The organism is Psychrobacter proteolyticus, from assembly GCF_039762275.1.
Taxonomy (GTDB): Bacteria; Pseudomonadota; Gammaproteobacteria; order Pseudomonadales; family Moraxellaceae; genus Psychrobacter; species Psychrobacter proteolyticus_C.
The window spans coordinates 446152-465070 of sequence record NZ_JBDLOB010000002.1 but is presented as its reverse complement, the minus strand read 5'-3'; the positions used below and the strand labels follow the sequence as shown (position 1 = coordinate 465070).

General features: G+C 42.2%; 16 protein-coding genes. 11 read left to right on the top strand and 5 right to left on the bottom strand.

Features of this window, described 5'->3' with window-relative positions; all coding sequences use genetic code 11:
- Positions 1 to 25: 25 nt before the first annotated feature.
- Both ABFV72_RS05005 and argH read right to left on the bottom strand, forming a co-directional pair.
- A complete protein-coding gene (locus tag ABFV72_RS05005) occupies positions 26 to 316 on the bottom strand; it encodes an oxidative damage protection protein (RefSeq protein ID WP_057757820.1) in 291 nt (96 codons plus the stop codon).
- A gap of 315 nt (positions 317 to 631) precedes the next feature.
- Entirely contained in the window at positions 632 to 2005 is a 1374-nt protein-coding gene (gene argH, locus ABFV72_RS05000) for an argininosuccinate lyase (protein ID WP_347162797.1), read from the bottom strand.
- A 239-nt stretch (positions 2006 to 2244) separates the two neighbouring features.
- Here argH and ABFV72_RS04995 point away from each other — a divergent pair, with 239 nt between their 5' ends.
- From ABFV72_RS04995 to ABFV72_RS04970, 6 genes are all read left to right on the top strand, one after another.
- On the top strand, positions 2245 to 3270 hold the full coding sequence (locus ABFV72_RS04995) for a histidine kinase (protein ID WP_347162670.1): 1026 nt from the start codon (positions 2245 to 2247) through the stop codon (positions 3268 to 3270).
- Between the two features lie 329 nt (positions 3271 to 3599).
- Positions 3600 to 4337: a LytR/AlgR family response regulator transcription factor gene (locus ABFV72_RS04990; protein WP_102078269.1), complete on the top strand. Its 738-nt coding sequence runs from the start codon at positions 3600 to 3602 to the stop codon at positions 4335 to 4337.
- 228 nt (positions 4338 to 4565) lie between these two features.
- Positions 4566 to 5600, top strand: coding sequence for a hydroxymethylbilane synthase (gene hemC, locus ABFV72_RS04985; protein WP_347162669.1), 1035 nt, complete (start codon positions 4566 to 4568; stop codon positions 5598 to 5600).
- Positions 5601 to 5710: 110 nt separating this feature from the next.
- Entirely contained in the window at positions 5711 to 6712 is a 1002-nt protein-coding gene (locus tag ABFV72_RS04980; protein ID WP_347162668.1) for a uroporphyrinogen-III synthase, read from the top strand.
- 60 nt (positions 6713 to 6772) lie between these two features.
- On the top strand, positions 6773 to 7807 hold the full coding sequence (locus tag ABFV72_RS04975; RefSeq protein ID WP_347162667.1) for a hypothetical protein: 1035 nt from the start codon (positions 6773 to 6775) through the stop codon (positions 7805 to 7807).
- A gap of 52 nt (positions 7808 to 7859) precedes the next feature.
- Entirely contained in the window at positions 7860 to 8351 is a 492-nt protein-coding gene (locus ABFV72_RS04970) for an acyl-CoA thioesterase (RefSeq protein WP_347162666.1), read from the top strand.
- Between the two features lie 143 nt (positions 8352 to 8494).
- On the opposite strand, the gene ribBA is transcribed toward ABFV72_RS04970, so the two are convergent.
- Together ribBA and ABFV72_RS04960 are read right to left on the bottom strand one after the other, a co-directional pair.
- Complete coding sequence (gene ribBA / locus ABFV72_RS04965; protein ID WP_347162665.1) at positions 8495 to 9607, bottom strand: bifunctional 3,4-dihydroxy-2-butanone-4-phosphate synthase/GTP cyclohydrolase II; 1113 nt, start codon at positions 9605 to 9607, stop codon at positions 8495 to 8497.
- Positions 9608 to 9953: 346 nt separating this feature from the next.
- The gene (locus ABFV72_RS04960) at positions 9954 to 11243 is read right to left on the bottom strand and encodes a replication-associated recombination protein A (protein WP_347162664.1); all 1290 of its coding nucleotides are present in this window, start codon (positions 11241 to 11243) and stop codon (positions 9954 to 9956) included.
- Positions 11244 to 11694: 451 nt separating this feature from the next.
- On the opposite strand from ABFV72_RS04960, the gene ABFV72_RS04955 reads away from it, so the two are divergent.
- Together ABFV72_RS04955 and ABFV72_RS04950 are read left to right on the top strand one after the other, a co-directional pair.
- Complete coding sequence (locus ABFV72_RS04955) at positions 11695 to 12228, top strand: type IV secretion protein Rhs (protein WP_347162663.1); 534 nt, start codon at positions 11695 to 11697, stop codon at positions 12226 to 12228.
- A gap of 220 nt (positions 12229 to 12448) precedes the next feature.
- Positions 12449 to 13381 (top strand): hypothetical protein, encoded by a 933-nt coding sequence (locus ABFV72_RS04950; protein WP_347162662.1) that lies wholly within the window; start codon positions 12449 to 12451, stop codon positions 13379 to 13381.
- A gap of 132 nt (positions 13382 to 13513) precedes the next feature.
- Here the strand turns inward: ABFV72_RS04950 and gltA are convergent, their stop codons facing one another.
- Positions 13514 to 14794 carry a citrate synthase gene (gene gltA / locus ABFV72_RS04945; RefSeq protein WP_347162661.1) on the bottom strand — a complete coding sequence of 427 codons (1281 nt, stop codon included), beginning with the start codon at positions 14792 to 14794 and terminating at the stop codon, positions 13514 to 13516.
- A gap of 1016 nt (positions 14795 to 15810) precedes the next feature.
- Between gltA and sdhC the strand changes: the two genes are divergently transcribed.
- The 3 genes from sdhC to sdhA all read left to right on the top strand — a co-directional run bounded on the left by sdhC (position 15811) and on the right by sdhA (position 18785).
- A complete protein-coding gene (sdhC, locus tag ABFV72_RS04940) occupies positions 15811 to 16197 on the top strand; it encodes a succinate dehydrogenase, cytochrome b556 subunit (RefSeq protein WP_082624524.1) in 387 nt (128 codons plus the stop codon).
- Positions 16198 to 16199: 2 nt separating this feature from the next.
- Positions 16200 to 16604 carry a succinate dehydrogenase, hydrophobic membrane anchor protein gene (sdhD, locus tag ABFV72_RS04935; protein ID WP_057762261.1) on the top strand — a complete coding sequence of 135 codons (405 nt, stop codon included), beginning with the start codon at positions 16200 to 16202 and terminating at the stop codon, positions 16602 to 16604.
- Between the two features lie 330 nt (positions 16605 to 16934).
- Positions 16935 to 18785: a succinate dehydrogenase flavoprotein subunit gene (gene sdhA, locus ABFV72_RS04930; RefSeq protein WP_347162660.1), complete on the top strand. Its 1851-nt coding sequence runs from the start codon at positions 16935 to 16937 to the stop codon at positions 18783 to 18785.
- Positions 18786 to 18919: the final 134 nt, after the last annotated feature.

The following is an 18919-nucleotide window of genomic DNA, read 5'->3' as shown; positions in this document are numbered from 1 at the left end:
ATTGCTATTAGGAGGTAAGTACATCCTAGCTTTCTGGTGTCCAACCTTGTGCGCGCTCATAGTCTTCATTGTCTAAGAACTTATCACGCTGCTCTGTCAAAAACTTTTTAGCAGCAGGATCCATCATGCTTAGATGGTTTTCATTAATAAGCATCGTTTGATGCTCAAGCCATTCTTTCCACGCCTTTTCAGATACGGTCTCTTGCAGCTCTTGACCTTTTTTATTAGGGAAGGGTGGATGCGGCATTTTCGGTAAATCTTGCTTATATTTACGGCAAAACACAGTATTTGCTTGAGGGTTAAAAGTCTCAGTCATAAGGCATTCCTTATTCATTATATTAAGTGGTTAAATCAAATATCATATGAGTCTATGATAACGGTCTTGGTAGATTTAGCAAAGGGTACTAATGTATATCGTCAAGCCTCTATCCATTTGTTAAAAGTCTTTGGTAGTTGGTGTATGATAAATACTGTCTACGTTTAACCTTTTTATTGAAATTTCCAAAGCTATTGATATTTTGATAATGACATTGGCTAAACCGGTAAAGGTCATAGGACAAATAAAAACACCCGCATAGATAGCGGGTGTTAAATTTATATTAGCAGGTTAGCTTTTATTCAAAAGTACTGATTAGGCAAAGGCTTTTAGGCGAGCACGGCCATTGACCACCGCTTGCTTGACTTGGTTTGGCGCAGTGCCACCTAAATGGTCACGAGCTGCTAATGAGCCTTCTAGCGTTAGATAGTCGAAGACATCTTCACCGATAGCATCGCTAAATTGCTGTAGCTGTGCCAATGATAAATCACTTAGATCAACACCTTCTTTGATGCCTAAAGCAACAGCGTTACCAACGACTTCATGGGCATCACGGAATGCTACGCCTTGACGTACTAGGTAATCTGCCAAGTCAGTCGCAGTCGCATAGCCTTTCATCGTAGCAGCGCGCATGCTCTCCTTGTTTGGCGTGATGTTTGGTAGCATATCAGCAAACGCTAATAGTGAACCTGTCAACGTATCAACGCAATCAAACAAAGGCTCTTTGTCTTCTTGGTTGTCTTTGTTGTAGGCGAGTGGCTGGCTTTTCATTAGGCTAAGCAAAGTCATCAACTGACCAAAGACACGTGCCGCTTTACCGCGTACCAACTCAGGTACGTCAGGATTTTTCTTTTGCGGCATGATCGATGAGCCTGTGCAGAAGCGATCTGGTATCTGCACAAAATTAAACTGCGCTGACATCCAAAGAATAATTTCTTCGCTCATACGCGACATATGCATCATCAGGATAGAAGCCGCTGAAGTAAACTCAATCGCAAAATCACGGTCCGAAACAGCATCGAGTGAATTTTGACAAATACCTTCAAAACCTAGCAATTCAGCAGTGATGGTACGATCGATTGGGAAAGTCGTACCAGCAAGCGCTGCGCTACCAAGTGGCATCTGATTGATACGGCGACGTGCATCGACAAGACGCTCAGTATCACGATATAACATCTCAAACCATGCCATTACATGATGCCCGAAGCTAACAGGCTGTGCCGTTTGCAAGTGAGTAAAGCCTGGCATGATAGTGTCAGTATGTTGCTCGGCCAAATCAAGCAAGCCGCTTTGCAAGCGTACTAATAATTCAATGATATTATCAGTCTCTTCGCGCAACCATAGGCGAATGTCTGTGGCTACCTGATCATTACGGCTACGTCCAGTATGTAGCTTTTTACCAACGGCACCTATGATGTCAGTCAAACGTGACTCGACATTCATGTGCACGTCTTCCAGAGCGATCGACCAGTTAAACTCTCCCGCTTCAATCTCACGCAATACTTGCTGCAGGCCATCGATAATGGTGGCAACTTCATCAGCAGTTAAAATGTCACATTCTTTTAGCATCGTTGCATGCGCAATCGAGCCTTGAATATCGTGACGAGCAAAGCGCTGGTCAAAGCTCACAGAAGCAGTAAAGGCAGCAACGAAGCTATCTGTCGCTTCACTAAAGCGTCCACCCCACATTTGTTGGCCTTGGCTACTAGCAGACGCAGTCTGCGTTGTGGTACTTGTTATAGGAGCATCTGTGCTAAAATCAGAGTCAGATGAACTTTTACTTGATTCAGGATTACTAGGTTTTGAAGAATTGGCGTTCATATCGGTACAAGACAAGTCAAGAGAATAAGAACTCGAGTATAGCAAATGATGAGGTTGCCTTACTAGCTACACGCTTAGAGTTTTTTATTCCTAAACTCATGGAGATCATGAGGCCTTGGCAGTGGCTGACATATATCTTTTTTTGGTCCTTGTTCCTAACGGTAATGGAGCGCCATAGTCTAGCCACTTGGTCAGACTTCATGATTCAGTTTGTACGTAGCTTTACTCAAAACACTCTGACGGTTATTCCCTCACTGTATTTAGTTGACTATTTACGCCCTGCCTTCAAAAACGCCAGTATTCTTAGCGTAAGTATGCGGATTGTACTGTTACTAATGTTTGCTGCTGCAGTTTCGATGGCGTTAGTCACATTATCTATGATTAATTTCGGCTGGCTAACATATGATAGTCGCACGTTTATATTGAATATCGTGCTCAATACAGTGTTGTCTGGCGGTTTTACCACTGTGTTTTTATTATATTTTCTGCGCAGCTACCGTGAGCTTAATGCGCTCAAGCTGTCCTTTGAATATAAATTGACTGCACAAAATGACCTAATAAAAGCCCGTACGGCCCCGCACTTTTTCTTTAATACTATCAATACACTCGTATCACTGATTGAATCAAACCCGCCCAAAGCCGCTGACTTATTACAGCACGTCTCTGCATTGTTCCGTGCTAGTTTTAGTGGTACACGTGAGATTAGCTTTGAAGAAGAGGTTGATCTTTGTGAGCATTATTTGGCAATCGAATCTAGTCGTTTAGCAGACAAGCTCGAAGTCAATTGGAAGTTACCTGAAGAAGATATCATGTATGACATGGTTATCACTGCGCTAACGCTACAAAGCGTGCTAGAGAAAATACTCCTCAATGTGGTAGAGCTGACCACAGAAACTATCTGTATTAATATTGAAGTCACGTGGGAACAACACCGAGTTAAAATCATGATTGATGTTGCGCTTCCCAAAAAGACACTAATTATCAATCATGACTTGCGTCAGCATATGAATTTCTATATTCAAGCTGATCGTTTGCGCGCCCATTTTGGACAAAGTGCTGATATCCAAAGTTCGGTAGCCAGTACTCAGATTATCACCATCATCGACTATCCTCTACAAGACGTCGGTTTATAACTTACTGTTCTTTATTAGCTTTCTCCATTCTTTTACCTTTCAAAAGCCTATATGGCATACTTATTGCATCACTATGTATAGACGTCATAATTTATGCTTGATAAATAATGATTACGAATAAGTAATATCATAACTACCGTGAAACACAATTACACCATATAAAATCTACCTATAGCAGGAGTATATTGTCCGCTATAAAAACTGGTAGCTTTCGTCAGAATTTTATTAAATAATTTAGATTTTATATTCTAAGTGATTGATAATGAGTGCTAATATAGCCGTAATATTATTAAATGAAATATTAAGTATGTCCTTGGATGGGAGTTTGCATGCGTATCGTAGTTTGTGATGATGAGCCCCTAGCGCGTGAGCGCTTGGTGAGAATTGTACAGGAGTCAGGCCATGAAGTAGTTGCTCAGGCCACAACAGGTGCAGAAGCCATCGTCGCTGTAAAAACCCAGCAGCCAGATATTATATTATTAGATATCCGAATGCCTGAAATGGACGGCGTGCGTTGTGCTCAAGAACTTGCCAAACTTGAGCATCCACCAGCGATTATATTTGTGACGGCATACGACCATTATGCGATCGCAGCATTAAAAGCCAATGCAATTGGCTATTTGTTGAAACCTGCAAACAAAGATGAGCTACTAGAGGCATTAAACAAAGCAAAGAACTTAAATGCCGCTCAATTAAATGAAATTCGCAAGCTTGAAGACCCGACAGCACGTCCGATACGTGAACATATCGCTGCTCGTACGCATCGCGGTGTTGAACTGATTAAGCTAAAAGATATCTACTATTTTGCAGCAGATCAAAAATACGTTAAAGTGCGTCACAAAGACGGCATGGTATTGATTGATGAAACGCTAAAAGAATTAGAGCAAGAGTTTGATGATCGTCTGTTCCGAGTACATCGCAATGCCATCATCAACCTTAGTTATTTGGACTTTTTAGAAACCCTAGACGCAGGTCAGTATCAGATACGTTTTAAAGGTATTGATGAGACGCTAGCGGTCAGTCGTCGTCACTTACCTGCCTTACGTGATAAAATCCAAAGCATGTAATAGGCTGTCCTGATAGCGACCAATCATTCCATATCATCAAACCCTTATTTATGCTTAAATAGGGGTATTTTTTTGCGTCAGCATCTACTATTAATCATTTGAGTCGCCTATGCTTTGGCAAACTTGCCCTATCGAGTAATATCGATATTACTCATTATAAATATGAATAGTACTGACATAGGGACTATAGCCACTATAGTATTAGTATCGAACTTATTGAGGCCCTTTATGAGCAATCCGCAGCAACCTGTTTTGACTACTCTAAATATCGCTACACGTCAAAGCCCTTTAGCCTTATGGCAGGCCGAGCATATTCGCGATCGTTTATTGACGTTGTATCCTGATATGACGATTAATTTACTAAAAATTGTCACTAAGGGTGACAAGATTTTGGACACGCCTTTGGCCAAAATCGGTGGTAAAGGATTATTTGTAAAAGAGCTTGAACAAGCGCTGTATGACAAACAAGCCGATATTGCAGTGCACTCGCTAAAAGATGTACCGATGCAGCTTCCCGAAGGCCTCACATTAGGCGTCTACTGTAAACGCGCCTCACCAACAGATGCCTTTGTCTCTAATACTTATAATAGTATTGATGAACTACCACAAGGTGCAGTCGTTGGGACATCAAGTTTACGTCGTCAATGCCAGATCAAAGCCTATCGTCCTGACCTGCAAATCAAAACTTTGCGCGGCAATGTTGGCACCCGTTTGGGCAAGCTGGATTCAGGTGAATACGATGCCATTATTCTGGCAACGAGCGGCTTGCAACGTATTGAGTTGGACGAGAGAATACGCGGTGAGCTTGATATCGCAGCTTGCTTGCCTGCAGTTGGGCAAGGTGCCTTAGCAATCGAATGCCGTGAAGGCGATGAAGAAGTCCTCAAATTACTTGCACCACTCAACGATGATAAAGCCCGTATTCGACTTATCGCTGAGCGTGCTCTGAACCGTCATTTAGAGGGCGGCTGCCAAGTACCGATCGCCGCGTATGCAGTTCTGCAGACAGCTGAAGAAACCAGTGTTAATAATGATAACAATGGCGATAACGGCAATAACGATAGTGGGAATGTGCTATGGCTACGCGGTCGAGTGGGTCAGGCCGATGGTAGCGAATTGTTGAAGGCAGACAAACGAGCTACGTTGGTTGGGACACAAGCCGAGCAAGAAGCCCAAGCCAACCAATTGGGTATCGATGTCGCAGAAATGCTACTTGCTGATGGCGCAGGAGATATTTTGTCAGCCATTTATCAGCCTGAGTAGTAAAAGTACAGTCGCTATAGGTTTGATTAACAGTAAGATAGGCTGATCTAAGCATCAGCCATTTTTGTATACTTAAGCCTTTTTCACTCGTTTTTTGTCATGGTATATCGATGTCATCAATGCCAACTCAATCTACATACATAACTTCTCATAAGAACTATTCTAATGAGAAGTCAAAAGTAATGCCGCAAGTTGTCATCAATACTCGCCCAGTAGAGCGAGCAGCACCGTTGACTCAGCATTTGCAAGCGGCAGGATTGACAGTGGTTGAGATGCCAATGTTGACGCTACGACCACGTCCAACAACTGATCTAGATATTGCATTAATGCATCAGTGGCTGGCGGGGGAGTACAAAGCGCTTGTTATCGTCAGCCCAACTGCTGCCGCTTCAGGGCTAGTCGCTTGGCAATCACTTGAACATGAAAAGCGTAAATACAAAACGAAAGACGGTAATGACAAGTACGCACAGAGTTTACTAGAAGGGTTATCCCTACCTAGTCCTCTAATTGCAGTTGGTGAAGCAACAGCGGCAGAGTTTAGTCAGGTGCGTATAGATACAACGAGCTATCAAATACTTCAGCCTGAGACTGCCAATAATGAGGGCATGCTAGCAATGCCTGAAATCGATAGCTTACAAGCAGGCGATAAATTACTGATATGGCGCGGGCTTGGTGGTCGACGATTATTGGTTGATACATTGCAGACGCGCGGTGTACATATCGATAGTATTGCTTGGTACGAGCGTACGATGCCTATCGATGCATTGACTCAGTATCAGCAGTGGCAACAAGCATTTCTTACTCATAGTACTGCGTCAGATATTGCCCTACTGAAGCAGCCAAAGCCAATTGTCGTAATCAGCAGTGCGGCAGCTTTTGAGCATTGGTCAAATATTGTCAATGACAGTCAATCAACGACGGTCGATGAAGAGCAAGATTCTGATGCAGTGGCTGATATAGAGCAGCGGCTTTCGCTTACATTAAAAGATTTTACCTACGTTGTGTTGGGTGAGCGTCTTGCCAATATGGTCGCAGCACAGCAGTTGAACTACTGGCGAGTAGAAGATTTGTCGCCAGATACGATTCTCTCAGCCATTCATTCTAAAATATAATACTTTAAACTTTCCATTTGCTTTAAACATGTTTATCTATACCAATAACGGTACTGCCTTATGTCAATGAATTCTGAGTCCTTATCTAAGGATCCTTCTACTGTTCAGCAGCGCCGGCAAGCAAATATTTTGCTGCTACGGATGCAATGGCTGGTTATCTTATTACTGATCGCTGCATTATTGTGGCTATATATTAGTCAGCAGCGCTTTCAGCATAGTGTCAACGATCGTTTGCAGAGCAATGAGCAAGTAATCAGTCGATTAAACGAAATGGACGATCGTCTATTTGCCATGAGTCAGCAGACGCTGCCAGAACCTAGAGTTAAGGCCAGTAGCCAAGCGCAGAATCAGTTGGACTTGTTGCGTATCCAAATCAAAGCTGCTGATAGACTGTTGGCGGATAGTAATGACAGTGCCGCGATTGAGTTATTGCGAGGTCTACATTGGCAGTTATCGCAAAGCAGTAATGAGATTGCACCTGCGCTAACCATCGTTATCAAGCAAAGTTTGCTAAAAGATATTGAGCATCTGCAGGCCCAAAGCTCTCAGCCAAGCCCATGGCAAATACAAAATCTTGCGATTCAAAATATTCAGGAGTTTTTGCACAGTCATGAGCGTCTTGGCAGCTATGAAGGTACGGATTTACAGCGTCGAGAGCTGGTAGATGCAGCTATTAAAAATAAACAGCAGCTCAAAACAACCAATGCTACTGATGCCCCAGCGGATAGTGGTACAAACTTAACGCGTCGTCAGCTCACTATTCATGAAGTCATCATGACGTTAAATTTAGCAAGCCAAGCCAGTAATATGCGTAAGCAGGATCAACTGGTCAGCTATTTGACGCAAGCACGCAAACAGTTAAAAACGTTGGTGCCTAAGGCATCAAATAGCGACAATAAAAAGTCAGCACAAGCTGGTGCGATTGGCATTGTACAAGCTGATAAAAAACCAATCGATGGTCAAAGTAATCTTGAGACAATGAAAGCACCGAGTGACATACCAGAAGTAATTGTATGGCTAAATCAGTTGATTGCTCATGCACCAAAACCAACGCCATTATTGACGACAGAAATTTTGGATAAGCCGCAACGCTAACGAGAGTTAGTCGCAATAGTTAATACAGAAAATATAAAACGTAAGGTAAGCAATGACCCATTCTAATGAAAGCTCAACATCTATATCTGATACAGCAAACGAACACCGCCCTGAATTACTAGCTCATTATCCTGTTATTCATTATCAGCCGATACAGTGGGGAGAGATGGATGCCTTCAATCACCTGAACAATGTGGTTTACTATCGTTACGCTGAGTCAGCACGTATCAGTTATCTGCATGCGCTAGGTATGTTTGATGGCAGTATGGTCACTGTTTTAGCCCAGTCTAGCTGCCAGTATGTACGCCCAGTTACCTATCCTGATACGTTATTATTAGGAGTTCGTTGTAAGCGTTTAGGCAATACAAGTATGGCGATGGAATATAGTTACTATAGTACCGCGCAAGAGATCATCGTTGCTACGGCAGAGGCCGTGGTAGTGCGTCTGGATAGTGATGGAAAAGATAAGTTGCCATGGACAGCAGCAGAGCGTCAACGGCTGCTAGCACTGGAAGCCAAGTTTGGTCATACGCCTGAGCTTTAGGTTGGTTCCTATGTGAGTCGATTGTTCATTTCTTCAAAAAGACTATTATAAATTAAAAGCTAAAAACAAAAAAAAGGCACGCTAACATAATGTCAGCGTGCCTTTTTTATCACTCATTCTGCAACTATTTTCTTACACAGTCGTTAGTCTTGCTGCGGTGCATGAACAAAATCAACTACGTTTAGATCAAAACCTGACAATGCAAAAAACTTCATTGGTGATGATAATAAGCGCATATCACGCACCCCTAAATGACGTAATATCTGTGCACCAACACCGATACTACGATATGGTTGTTGCGTAATGGTTGATTGAGACTCGTTGACCGCGGCTTTGTCCAGCGCATCTCCTAAATCAACTGGCTGATTGCTACCAATCCATACCAGCACACCACGATCTGAAGCACTGATTTCTTCTAGTGCTGACTGTACGCTCCAGCCACTACGGCCAGTCATATCGTTTTTAGCTGCAAACAAATCGCGTAATGGGTGGAAACCGTGTACACGTACAGTGCTGACGCCTTCGCTGACATCACCTTTTACCAAGGCTAAATGTGTTTCTTCAGCCCCAAACTCACGGAAGCGATGTAGCGTAAAAGTACCGTGTTCAGTTTCAAAAGGATGTGACTCAATCTCTTCGACCGTTTGCTCATTAGCGATACGGTAGTTGATAAGGTCAGCAATCGTGCCTATCTTAATGTCATGCTCTTTTGCAAATATTTCAAGGTCGTCACGGCGCGCCATCGTACCATCTGCATTGATAATCTCTACAATCACCGCTGCAGGCTCTAGACCTGCTAAACGTGCTAAATCACAACCCGCTTCTGTATGGCCTGCACGGTGAAGAACACCGCCGTTTTGCGCCATAATTGGAAAAATGTGACCAGGCTGAACGATGTCTTCAGGCTTCGCTGACGAAGATACCGCTGCCTGAATAGTACGTGCACGATCACCAGCAGAAATACCCGTGGTGACGCCTTCAGCAGCTTCAATCGAGACAGTAAAGTTGGTGCTAAACTTCGCCTCGTTACGATCTGACATCAGTGGCAGTGCCAATTGCTGGCAACGCGCTTGTGATAAGGTCAAACAAACTAGACCACGCGCGTGAGTAATCATAAAGTTAATATCTTCAGGGCGCACATGGGACGCTGCCATGATGATATCACCTTCGTTTTCGCGGTCTTCATCATCCATCAAGATGACCATTTTTCCAGCACGAATGTCTTCGATAATCTCAGGGATTGCATTTAAACTCATAGTAAATCTCAATATTTTATTATTTATAAATAGGTGTCATTTGGAATATAGGGCTCTATCTGCTTATTGTAGCAGTAGGTAATACAAAGCGCTGTTACGGTCAAGCAAAGCGCTACTACGGTCAAGTAAATCGCGCTATAAGCAATATAATTTGATATAAAAGTGACTCGCTTAATTGCTTGTATATATCATTATGAGGTTATTTTAACGCTTTTCAGCGTCATGTGCTGCGCCATCTTCCCACTATATCGTTCAGTATGTCAAAAATAGTCATAAATATTATCAATGACCATTAAAACTGACTCATAAATCTAGGCGCCATCTTTTTTATTGATCTATATCACAGTTAATCATTGCTCGCAGCTTGGCTTTTTAACCAATCCATAAATTGCTTACTGTGCTGCTCACGCTGATTATCTGCAAACTCATAGAAACTGGTACCAACCAAATTATCTGGTAAGTAGCTTTGAAGGTAGTAATGGTTAGGATAATCATGCGGATAAGCATAACCTTGACCGTAGCCTTGACTACGCATCAGTTTGGTGACGCCATTGCGCAAATGTAGCGGTACAGGTGAAGCATCTTTTTCAGCCAACGCCATTGCAGCATTGATCGCTTTATAAGTGCTATTGCTTTTGGCACTGGTCGCTAGATACACCACAACTTGCCCTAAAATAATACGCGCTTCTGGCATACCGATAGATTGCACACTACGCAATGCCGCATCAGCTAGGAGTAAGGCATTAGGATTAGCATTACCGATATCTTCACTGGCCAAAATCACTAAGCGCCGCGCAATAAAATCTGCAGGCTCACCGCCTACCAGCATACGTGCCATCCAATACAATGCCGCATCCGGATCTGAGCCACGGACTGACTTTATCATCGCTGAGATAATATCGTAATGCTGCTCACCATCTTTGTCATATCTTACCAAAGCAGTCTGTGCCACTCGGCTGACCAATTCATCATTGATAATCAACGGCGACTGCTTGGTATCAGCGGTCTGAATGGCTAACTCTAATAAATTTAGCGCTTTTCGAGCATCACCGTGAGCCAGCTGACTAATAGTATCTTTTGCTTGTAAATCGACGGTCAACTTTTTGAGTATATTGTCTTCTGAGAGTGCTCGTTGCAGCACGGTACTTATCTGCTCAGGTGTTAATGGCTCTAAACGATAAACTTGGCAACGTGATAGTAGAGCATTGTTGACGCTAAATGATGGGTTTTCAGTGGTAGCACCAATCAGAGTAATATCACCAGACTCTACCGCGCCCAAAAGTGCATCTTGTTGGGCTTTGTTAAAGCGATGAATCTCATCAATGAATACCACAGGTGATTCAAATGCCAGTGAGTCTTTATTATCTAAGACTTCACGTAACTGTTTGACCCCAGTATTTAATGCAGAAAGCGCATGAAAAGGTCGATTGACGGCATCGGCTAATAACATCGCAATGGTCGTTTTGCCAATACCTGCTTCACCATGCAGGATAATAGATGGCAGATGCCCTTGCTCTACTAAACGTCGTAGCGGTGCACCAGCTGCTAGCAAGTGCTCTTGACCAATGATATCGGTAAGAGAAGTAGGGCGCATACGCTGAGCAAGTGGGGTATCGGCATGGAAGTTAGGTGACATAAGACTCTCTATCGAAAAATGAAAAAGCTATTTACTAGCTGCAAAGGTAGTAACGGCAAGGTCTCTATAGTTAAATTCAAATAACAGCATACTAGGCTAACTTCACCATTCTCATTGGGTTTCGACACTCGTATACGTTTGGCATGATTTTCGCAGCAATTTTATAATAGTAATGAGTATTAGACATCAGCAGTAGAAGTAAGCTAGTTTATAAGGATGGTACTTGTTATAGGCTATACAGGCTAGGCTAACGCAAAAATATGTTAATGAAAGCTATCTAAGCGTATAGCTTGTGTCCGGAGCACTTTAGTTTTCACCATTTACCTATATTAACGGCTCTACTATTACCAGTCCTACCGTATCGATGAGAAAAGTTGGCTAATTGCGACTGTTAACTATTAACTATTAAACACTAAAAATGGCTTATCAAATATAAGGTATTACATTAACGATGTCTGAACCGATTCTTAAACGCTTATTCAATCGCTACTTGCGTAGTGATACAGGCAAACAGCAGTCACGTTATCTGACAGCTGGCGAGATAGCATTGGCGTATTCAGTATTTGGTGACAGCATCAAACTCGATGCAGTGCAATTGAAGACAGCATGGTGGGTACTAAAACATTATGCCGTTAGCCCCAATGGCAATATTTATTTTAATGCTGTCGATTGGATTGCGGATTTTAGCGAAGCTCCACTGAGCAAACAAAGCTGGCTTATACACGAGCTAACGCACGTATGGCAGTTACAGCAAGGCTTAAAGGTTGTACGCGGAGCAATCATCAACCGAAAATACGACTACGTGTTAGAAACAGGTAAATCATTTTTTAAGTATGGTATTGAGCAGCAAGCACGCATGGTTCAAGACTATTTTGTACGTCGTCAGCGTGGTCAGAACTGCCAAGAGTGGGAAGCTTGTATTCCATTTTTGACGGTGCAGTCTATTGTTAAGGCAAAAAATACTGATGATCTATCAGTCCTCTAGTTTTTAAAAGTAATAGTAAGCTTGGCTTATGAGAAGTCCTAACCGAGCTATAGAACGATTAAACTATATAGCAATTGAGATACAGGTCAGTTGGATAAATACTAGATAACTATATTGGACGATTTAACAGTTAATTGTATTGCTAAAAATCAAAAAACAATGAACCGTAATTGTAATTTACCCTTTAATAATTTTGCTTTACCAAAGGATATGCACTCTCATGTTTAAATTTTTGTCAGTAAAGCCTAATGTTGATACCCGCTACCCACCGACTTTGCTTGTAGCCGCACTGTCAGGAGTGTTGTTTTTGACAGGCTGTCAGCAGTCTGACACAGCGCCTGTAGCTGATGACAGTCAAACCAGTGAAAAAACAAGCGTAGAAGACAGTCAGCCTATGCCAAAAAGTGACTCAGCTGCTGCGCGCATAAAACAATTTCAGCCGATATATGTCGCACAGGCACAGAGTTTACAGAGACGATTGCAAGCAGAATATGAGTCATTGCAAGCGGCAGATGCGTCAGACAGTGAGGAGCTTTTATTACTGAATACTAATAATAGTGAAAATACAGATAGTAATAACGAATTAGCAATCGATAATATCACTCCTAACACAAATACTACCGCTACCAGTTCTGAAGAAGTGGTGTCATCGAATATCGATATCGCCCTGGTAGACAATAATACGAATGTAGATGCAGAGGTTGACGTCAATACTAGCACTGAAGTTGGTGAGCGTGATTTAACGGTATTAAAACGCATCAGTCTTGAGCCGCGTAAACCTGTTATGTTGACCGAGGATCAAATCATAGAACGCTATCAGCAAACCATGGATGCCTTATATCAACCGGTGACAACACCGCTGAGCGCAGAGGATTCTGATACATTAATCAATGTGGCGACCTTGGTTCCGCAGTTATTTGAGCATGCAGAGATTGCTGGTAGAGTAAGTGCAAAAAGTCCGGCACTTGCCCGTTTAATTATTCAGCATCAAGTATGGGAACAAATAGAAGCCCAACAAGTGGTTGATATGCAACAAATGAAACAGAAGCAGCAACAAGAGTTTGAAGCTTTAATGGCTAAGTTTAATGAAACCATCGAAGGATACGATGAGCAGATTGCTAAATATGAGCAAACGTTAAAAGAGTTTCAGTAACTGACTATAATTTTATGAACTTATTTAGTTAGTCATTTCTTATAAAGTAGTCAGTATCGAATAAAGAGAGTTAAGACAATAAAAAATCCCGCACGATAGCGGGATTTTTTATTGGATAAATATTATTTTTGCTTACTTGCGATCTTCAACTTTTACAAAATCACGGCGCGTTTCACCAGTGTATAACTGACGTGGACGACCGATTTTGAACGGAGCGCTGTGCATCTCTAACCAATGGCTGATCCAACCTGAAGTACGAGCCAATGCAAAGATTACGGTAAACATTGATGTTGGGATACCAATGGCTTTCAAGATGATACCAGAGTAGAAATCAACGTTTGGATATAGGTTACGCTCGATGAAGAACGGATCTTCTAACGCAATTTTCTCTAGTGCCATTGCCAATTCAAGCTTAGGATCGTTGATACCTAGTGCTTCTAGAACTTCATCACAAGTCTCTTTCATTACTTGAGCGCGTGGATCGAAGTTTTTGTAGACACGGTGACCAAAGCCCATTAGCTTCACTTCACGGCTTTTCACTTTTTCCATGAACTCAGGCACGTTCTCAACAGTACCGATTTCGTCTAGCATCTCAAGAACAGCTTCGTTCGCGCCGCCATGTGATGGTCCCCAAAGGGCTGCGATACCAGCAGCGATACACGCATAAGGGTTTGCGCCAGTAGAACCAGCTAAACGTACCGTTGACGTAGAAGCGTTTTGCTCATGGTCAGCATGCAAGGTAAAGATTTTGTCCATTGCGCGAGTGATAACGTCGTTTTTCTCGTAGTCTACGTCAGCAGGTGTTGCAAACATCATGTATAAGAAGTTTTCTGCGTAGTTAAAGTCGTTACGCGGATACATGAACGGTTCGCCTTGTGAGTATTTATAACTCATCGCAGCAAGCGTAGGCATCTTAGCAATCAAACGAATAGCTGTGATTTCGCGATGTTCTTCATTACTCACGTCTAGATCTTCATGATAGAACGCTGATAAGGCACCAACGACACCAACCATAATAGCCATTGGATGCGCGTCACGGCGGAAGCCTTCAAAGAACTTACGCAGTTGATCATGAACAGGAGTATGCTCACGGATTTTTTCAAAAAATTCTGCTTTTTGCTCAGCAGTAGGTAGGTCACCATGTAGAAGTGCATAAGCAACTTCTAGGTATTCAGCATTGTTCGCTAGCTCGTCGATAGGGTAGCCGCGGTGTAATAACTCGCCTTTGCCACCATCAATATAAGTAATCTTTGATTCAACAGGAGCAGTTACTTTAAAACCAGGGTCATAAGACCAAAATCCTGAGTCTTGTAAAGCAGCAATATCGATAACTGGGCGCCCTAAAGTACCTTTAATAATAGGAAGTTCGTATTCTTCACCATTCACGGTTAGTTTGGCATTAGTATCAGCCATAAATTGCTCTCCATTGGTTTGACTTGTTAGAATAAATTACTACAGACGCATACCCTCGCGTCATTGTCGGTTGAACGGTAAAAGTGCATTCAACTCATTTAGTACGCAGGGTATATTAGCAGCAATTCTTGATGATTTGAAAAAACTTTTATGGACCATGTGTCCAATTGGCGCGGTGTGGCGGTAGTTATTCGCTGTAATTTTTGTATCAAAATATGTCTGTCAGGTTATTTTGCTTAAAATTCATCTATTTTTGAGCAAGTTTATAGCAGCATTATCGGAGCAGTATTTTGGGTTTATAAATATATTTTAGAGACAAAACTCATAAATAATGACACCGAAAACTGGCAGACTATACCTAGCAAGCGGATTAAAGTTTGTCATAATAATCACTGTTAAAATTAGTAATATCCTTATTCATTCATTTACTGATTAAATATGTATATATTCTTACTGAATGGATAAATTTGTAATTATTGCTCAGGCATTTTATAATTGTAGGAATTAACTGGCACTAGCTTTGCGCGAATTAATAAATGACCATGTTATAGTGTCGTTCAGAGCGTCTTCTATTCATGCTTATTTACGATTGTCTGGTGTTATGATAGACCAAACCGCATTCTATGGTTTGAATTTTCTTCTTAATCAATCTTTTTATTTGTTTGGCACAGGATTTCAAGTGCCTAATATAAGGTCTGCTCTGATATAGAAGACATAGTAACGTTGTCTTACTATTCATACGACCTCTAAAATAGACTGGTTAGTCGATGTTACTCATGTTTATTTTCTTTGTTGTATAATAGATAGGTTGTTTGATAGGCCTGTCGATTCGACAAGCGACACTGAACAGTCTATCAATACCTTTATATACATGATCCTTTCTTCATATTTAGCGCAAACTAAACGAAGTCAGCTAGCTCTTCCTTACTTTATTCGTCTCGTGTGTTGCTCAATGCTCAATTGGCACTATTTATGTCAGGCGTTGATAGCAGATACAGGAGTATAACCGCAAAAGGATGCCCGCTGTGAAAAGCAACCGACCTATTGATCTGCCTTTAAGCCAAGTGATTAGCGTTAATCGCTCACCGATCGCGATCGCCTCTATCTTGCATCGTATCTCTGGCATTATTTTATTTTTATTGATTCCTGTCATGTTATGGATACTACAGAACTCATTGGCATCGCCTGAGAGTTTTGCGACCGTATTTGACAACGTACTTGTGCGCTTTTTGGCATGGATATTTGTTGCCGCCATTGCATATCATTTTGTGATGGGTATCAAACATTTATTTGCTGATATGGGCATGAACGAAGAGCTAAAATCTGGCCGCACTGCCTCTATGGTCAGTTTTGTGATTGCAGCGATTTTAGTTGTCGCGTCATTTGTATGGGTGATGTTCTAATGATAAAAAATGATTCAGGAATCAAAAGTGCTACTGGTCTGACAGGTTCAGGCTCACGTGATTGGATTATTCAGCGTATTAGTGCTGTTGTTTTAGCCGTTTATAGTGTGGTATTGCTGGGCTTCTTTTTGACCCATGGCGATGTCACTTTCGTTGAATGGTCATCATTTATGACCAGCCTACCGATGCGTCTATTCAGCTTGGTTGCAGTACTTGCACTAGCTGGTCATGCTTGGGTTGGGATGTGGACAGTATTTACTGACTATATTACAACGGGCAAACTAGGCTCAAGCGCAGCAGGTTTACGTTTAGTACTACAGTCATTGATGATTATCGCTATTTTAGTATTTCTATTTTGGGGCATCATGATTTTTTGGGGTAACGGTTTCGGTATCGCTGCCGTTTAACCATCTCATAAAAACCTCTGATATCTATATATAACGACGGATGCATTCAACTGATACATTAGTTGGCAAAGTATTTTAGAGTCATCCGTTGATAGCCAAGAATAGTCATAGCATTGGACTGGCATTACTGATCAGCTAATCTGATTATAGTTGAGTAGGCTTAGTTCAGTATAACGATAGATATGCAAATTAAGTGGTTAACGACTATTAAGACTCTTTATTTTATAAGCGTAGAGATGGCCAAATAGTAAGCCTTTATAGCTGTAATAGAGATGTCTCAAAAAGTCTTTGATTTACTTTTACGCATTAACAGGCATTAGGAAAACCGTAATGGCAACTAGACAAGACAATACCATTAGTAATATCAAGACCCTAAACTACGATGCAGTTATCGTCGGTGGCGGCGGCTCAGGTATGCGTGCTTCATTGCATTTAGCGGAAGCGGGCATGAAGGTTGCAGTTCTTACCAAAGTATTCCCAACGCGTTCGCACACGGTTGCCGCTCAGGGTGGTATCGGTGCAAGTTTGGGTAATATGAGCAATGACAACTGGCACTTCCACTTTTATGATACCGTTAAAGGATCAGATTGGTTAGGTGACCAAGACGCTATCGAATATATGTGTCGTGAAGCGCCAAAAGTAGTCTATGAGCTTGAGCACATGGGCATGCCGTTTGACCGTAACGAAGACGGCACGATTTATCAGCGTCCGTTCGGTGGTCACACATCTAACTATGGCGAAAAAGCAGTACAACGTGCTTGTGCCGCTGCTGACCGTACAGGTCACGCACTATTACATACGCTATATCAGAAAAACCTAGAGCAGGGCACTGAGTTCTTTATCGAGTGGATCGCTCTTGATTTGATCAAAGACGAAGCTGGTAACATCAACGGTGTCGTCGCACTTGAGCAAGAGACGGGTACGATTGCAGTATTCCAGTCACCAATTACTGTCCTAGCAACAGGTGGTGCTGGTCGTATCTTCGCAGCTTCTACCAATGCTTATATCAATACTGGTGACGGTATTGGCATGGCAGTACGTGCTGGTATTCCATTACAAGACATGGAGTTCTGGCAATTCCACCCAACTGGTGTTCATGGTGCAGGTGTACTATTGACTGAAGGTTGCCGTGGTGAAGGTGCTATCTTGCGTAATAAAGATGGCGAAGCGTTTATGGAGCGTTATGCACCAACCGTGAAAGACTTGGCACCGCGTGATCTCGTATCGCGCTCAATGGACCAAGAAATCAAAGAAGGCCGTGGTTGTGGTCCTAATGCTGACCATATCGTAATGGATATGACGCATTTAGGTGTTGAAACCATTATGAAGCGTCTACCATCAGTATTTGAGATTGGTAAAAACTTCGCCAACGTTGACATCACTAAAGAGCCAATTCCAGTAATCCCAACCATTCACTACATGATGGGCGGTATTCCAACCACTATTCATGGTCAAGTGATTGTACCGGATCTAGATGCAGGTACTGATGAAGACGGCTTATATGCTAAAGGCAACGTCATTAAAGGTCTTTATGCAATCGGTGAGTGTGCTTGTGTCAGTGTACATGGTGCTAACCGTCTAGGTACGAACTCTCTACTGGATCTATTGGTATTTGGCCGTGCAGCTGGTAAGCATATCGTTGATGAGTTCCATCATGCAGATCATAACTATAAGCCACTTGATCCACGCGTACTTGACTTTACAGTGAAGCGTTTAGACAAATTGCAACAGTCTACTGAAGGCTACAACGCGCAAGACGTGGCTGATGAGATTCGTGCTACGATGCAAAAACACGCTAGCGTATTCCGTACGCAAGCGATGATGGACGAAGGCGTTGAGAAGATTTTAGCGCTAGGTGAAAAAATCGACAAGATTCATCTTGGCGATAAATCACAAGTGTTCAACACAGCACGTATTGAAGCATTCGAAGTTGCTAACTTGTATGAAGTAGCAAAAGCGACAATGATATCTGCATCGAAGCGTCATGAAAGCCGCGGCGCACACAGTGTATCTGATTATGATCGTCCAGAAGATGATGATTACGCACCTAACGGCCGTAATGACCACGATTGGATGAAGCATACTTTATGGTACTCTGAAGGCAATCGCATCATTTATAAGCCAGTACGTAAAGTGCCATTAACTGTTGATTATATCGAACCAAAAGTCCGCGTCTACTAATTCTAGACTGCATACTTTATATATATAGTTGATAGATAACAGCAGTGTTAACGTTTTATCCCTTATTAATTTATTAAAAAGGTGACCGCCAGCTACATGCTCATGCCAGCGCTACTATGCTATTAATTGGTATC

Coding starts and splice junctions, on each gene's coding strand:
- ribBA (WP_347162665.1), bottom strand. CDS start 9,607: ATGAGTTTAAATGCAATCCCTGAGATTATCGAAGACATTCGTGCTGGA.
- sdhC (WP_082624524.1), top strand. CDS start 15,811: ATGCCCGCTGTGAAAAGCAACCGACCTATTGATCTGCCTTTAAGCCAA.
- ABFV72_RS04975 (WP_347162667.1), top strand. CDS start 6,773: ATGTCAATGAATTCTGAGTCCTTATCTAAGGATCCTTCTACTGTTCAG.
- ABFV72_RS04995 (WP_347162670.1), top strand. CDS start 2,245: ATGAGGCCTTGGCAGTGGCTGACATATATCTTTTTTTGGTCCTTGTTC.
- ABFV72_RS05005 (WP_057757820.1), bottom strand. CDS start 316: ATGACTGAGACTTTTAACCCTCAAGCAAATACTGTGTTTTGCCGTAAA.
- ABFV72_RS04980 (WP_347162668.1), top strand. CDS start 5,711: ATGTCATCAATGCCAACTCAATCTACATACATAACTTCTCATAAGAAC.
- ABFV72_RS04990 (WP_102078269.1), top strand. CDS start 3,600: ATGCGTATCGTAGTTTGTGATGATGAGCCCCTAGCGCGTGAGCGCTTG.
- hemC (WP_347162669.1), top strand. CDS start 4,566: ATGAGCAATCCGCAGCAACCTGTTTTGACTACTCTAAATATCGCTACA.
- argH (WP_347162797.1), bottom strand. CDS start 2,005: ATGTGGGGTGGACGCTTTAGTGAAGCGACAGATAGCTTCGTTGCTGCC.
- sdhA (WP_347162660.1), top strand. CDS start 16,935: ATGGCAACTAGACAAGACAATACCATTAGTAATATCAAGACCCTAAAC.
- ABFV72_RS04970 (WP_347162666.1), top strand. CDS start 7,860: ATGACCCATTCTAATGAAAGCTCAACATCTATATCTGATACAGCAAAC.
- ABFV72_RS04955 (WP_347162663.1), top strand. CDS start 11,695: ATGTCTGAACCGATTCTTAAACGCTTATTCAATCGCTACTTGCGTAGT.
- gltA (WP_347162661.1), bottom strand. CDS start 14,794: ATGGCTGATACTAATGCCAAACTAACCGTGAATGGTGAAGAATACGAA.
- ABFV72_RS04950 (WP_347162662.1), top strand. CDS start 12,449: ATGTTTAAATTTTTGTCAGTAAAGCCTAATGTTGATACCCGCTACCCA.
- ABFV72_RS04960 (WP_347162664.1), bottom strand. CDS start 11,243: ATGTCACCTAACTTCCATGCCGATACCCCACTTGCTCAGCGTATGCGC.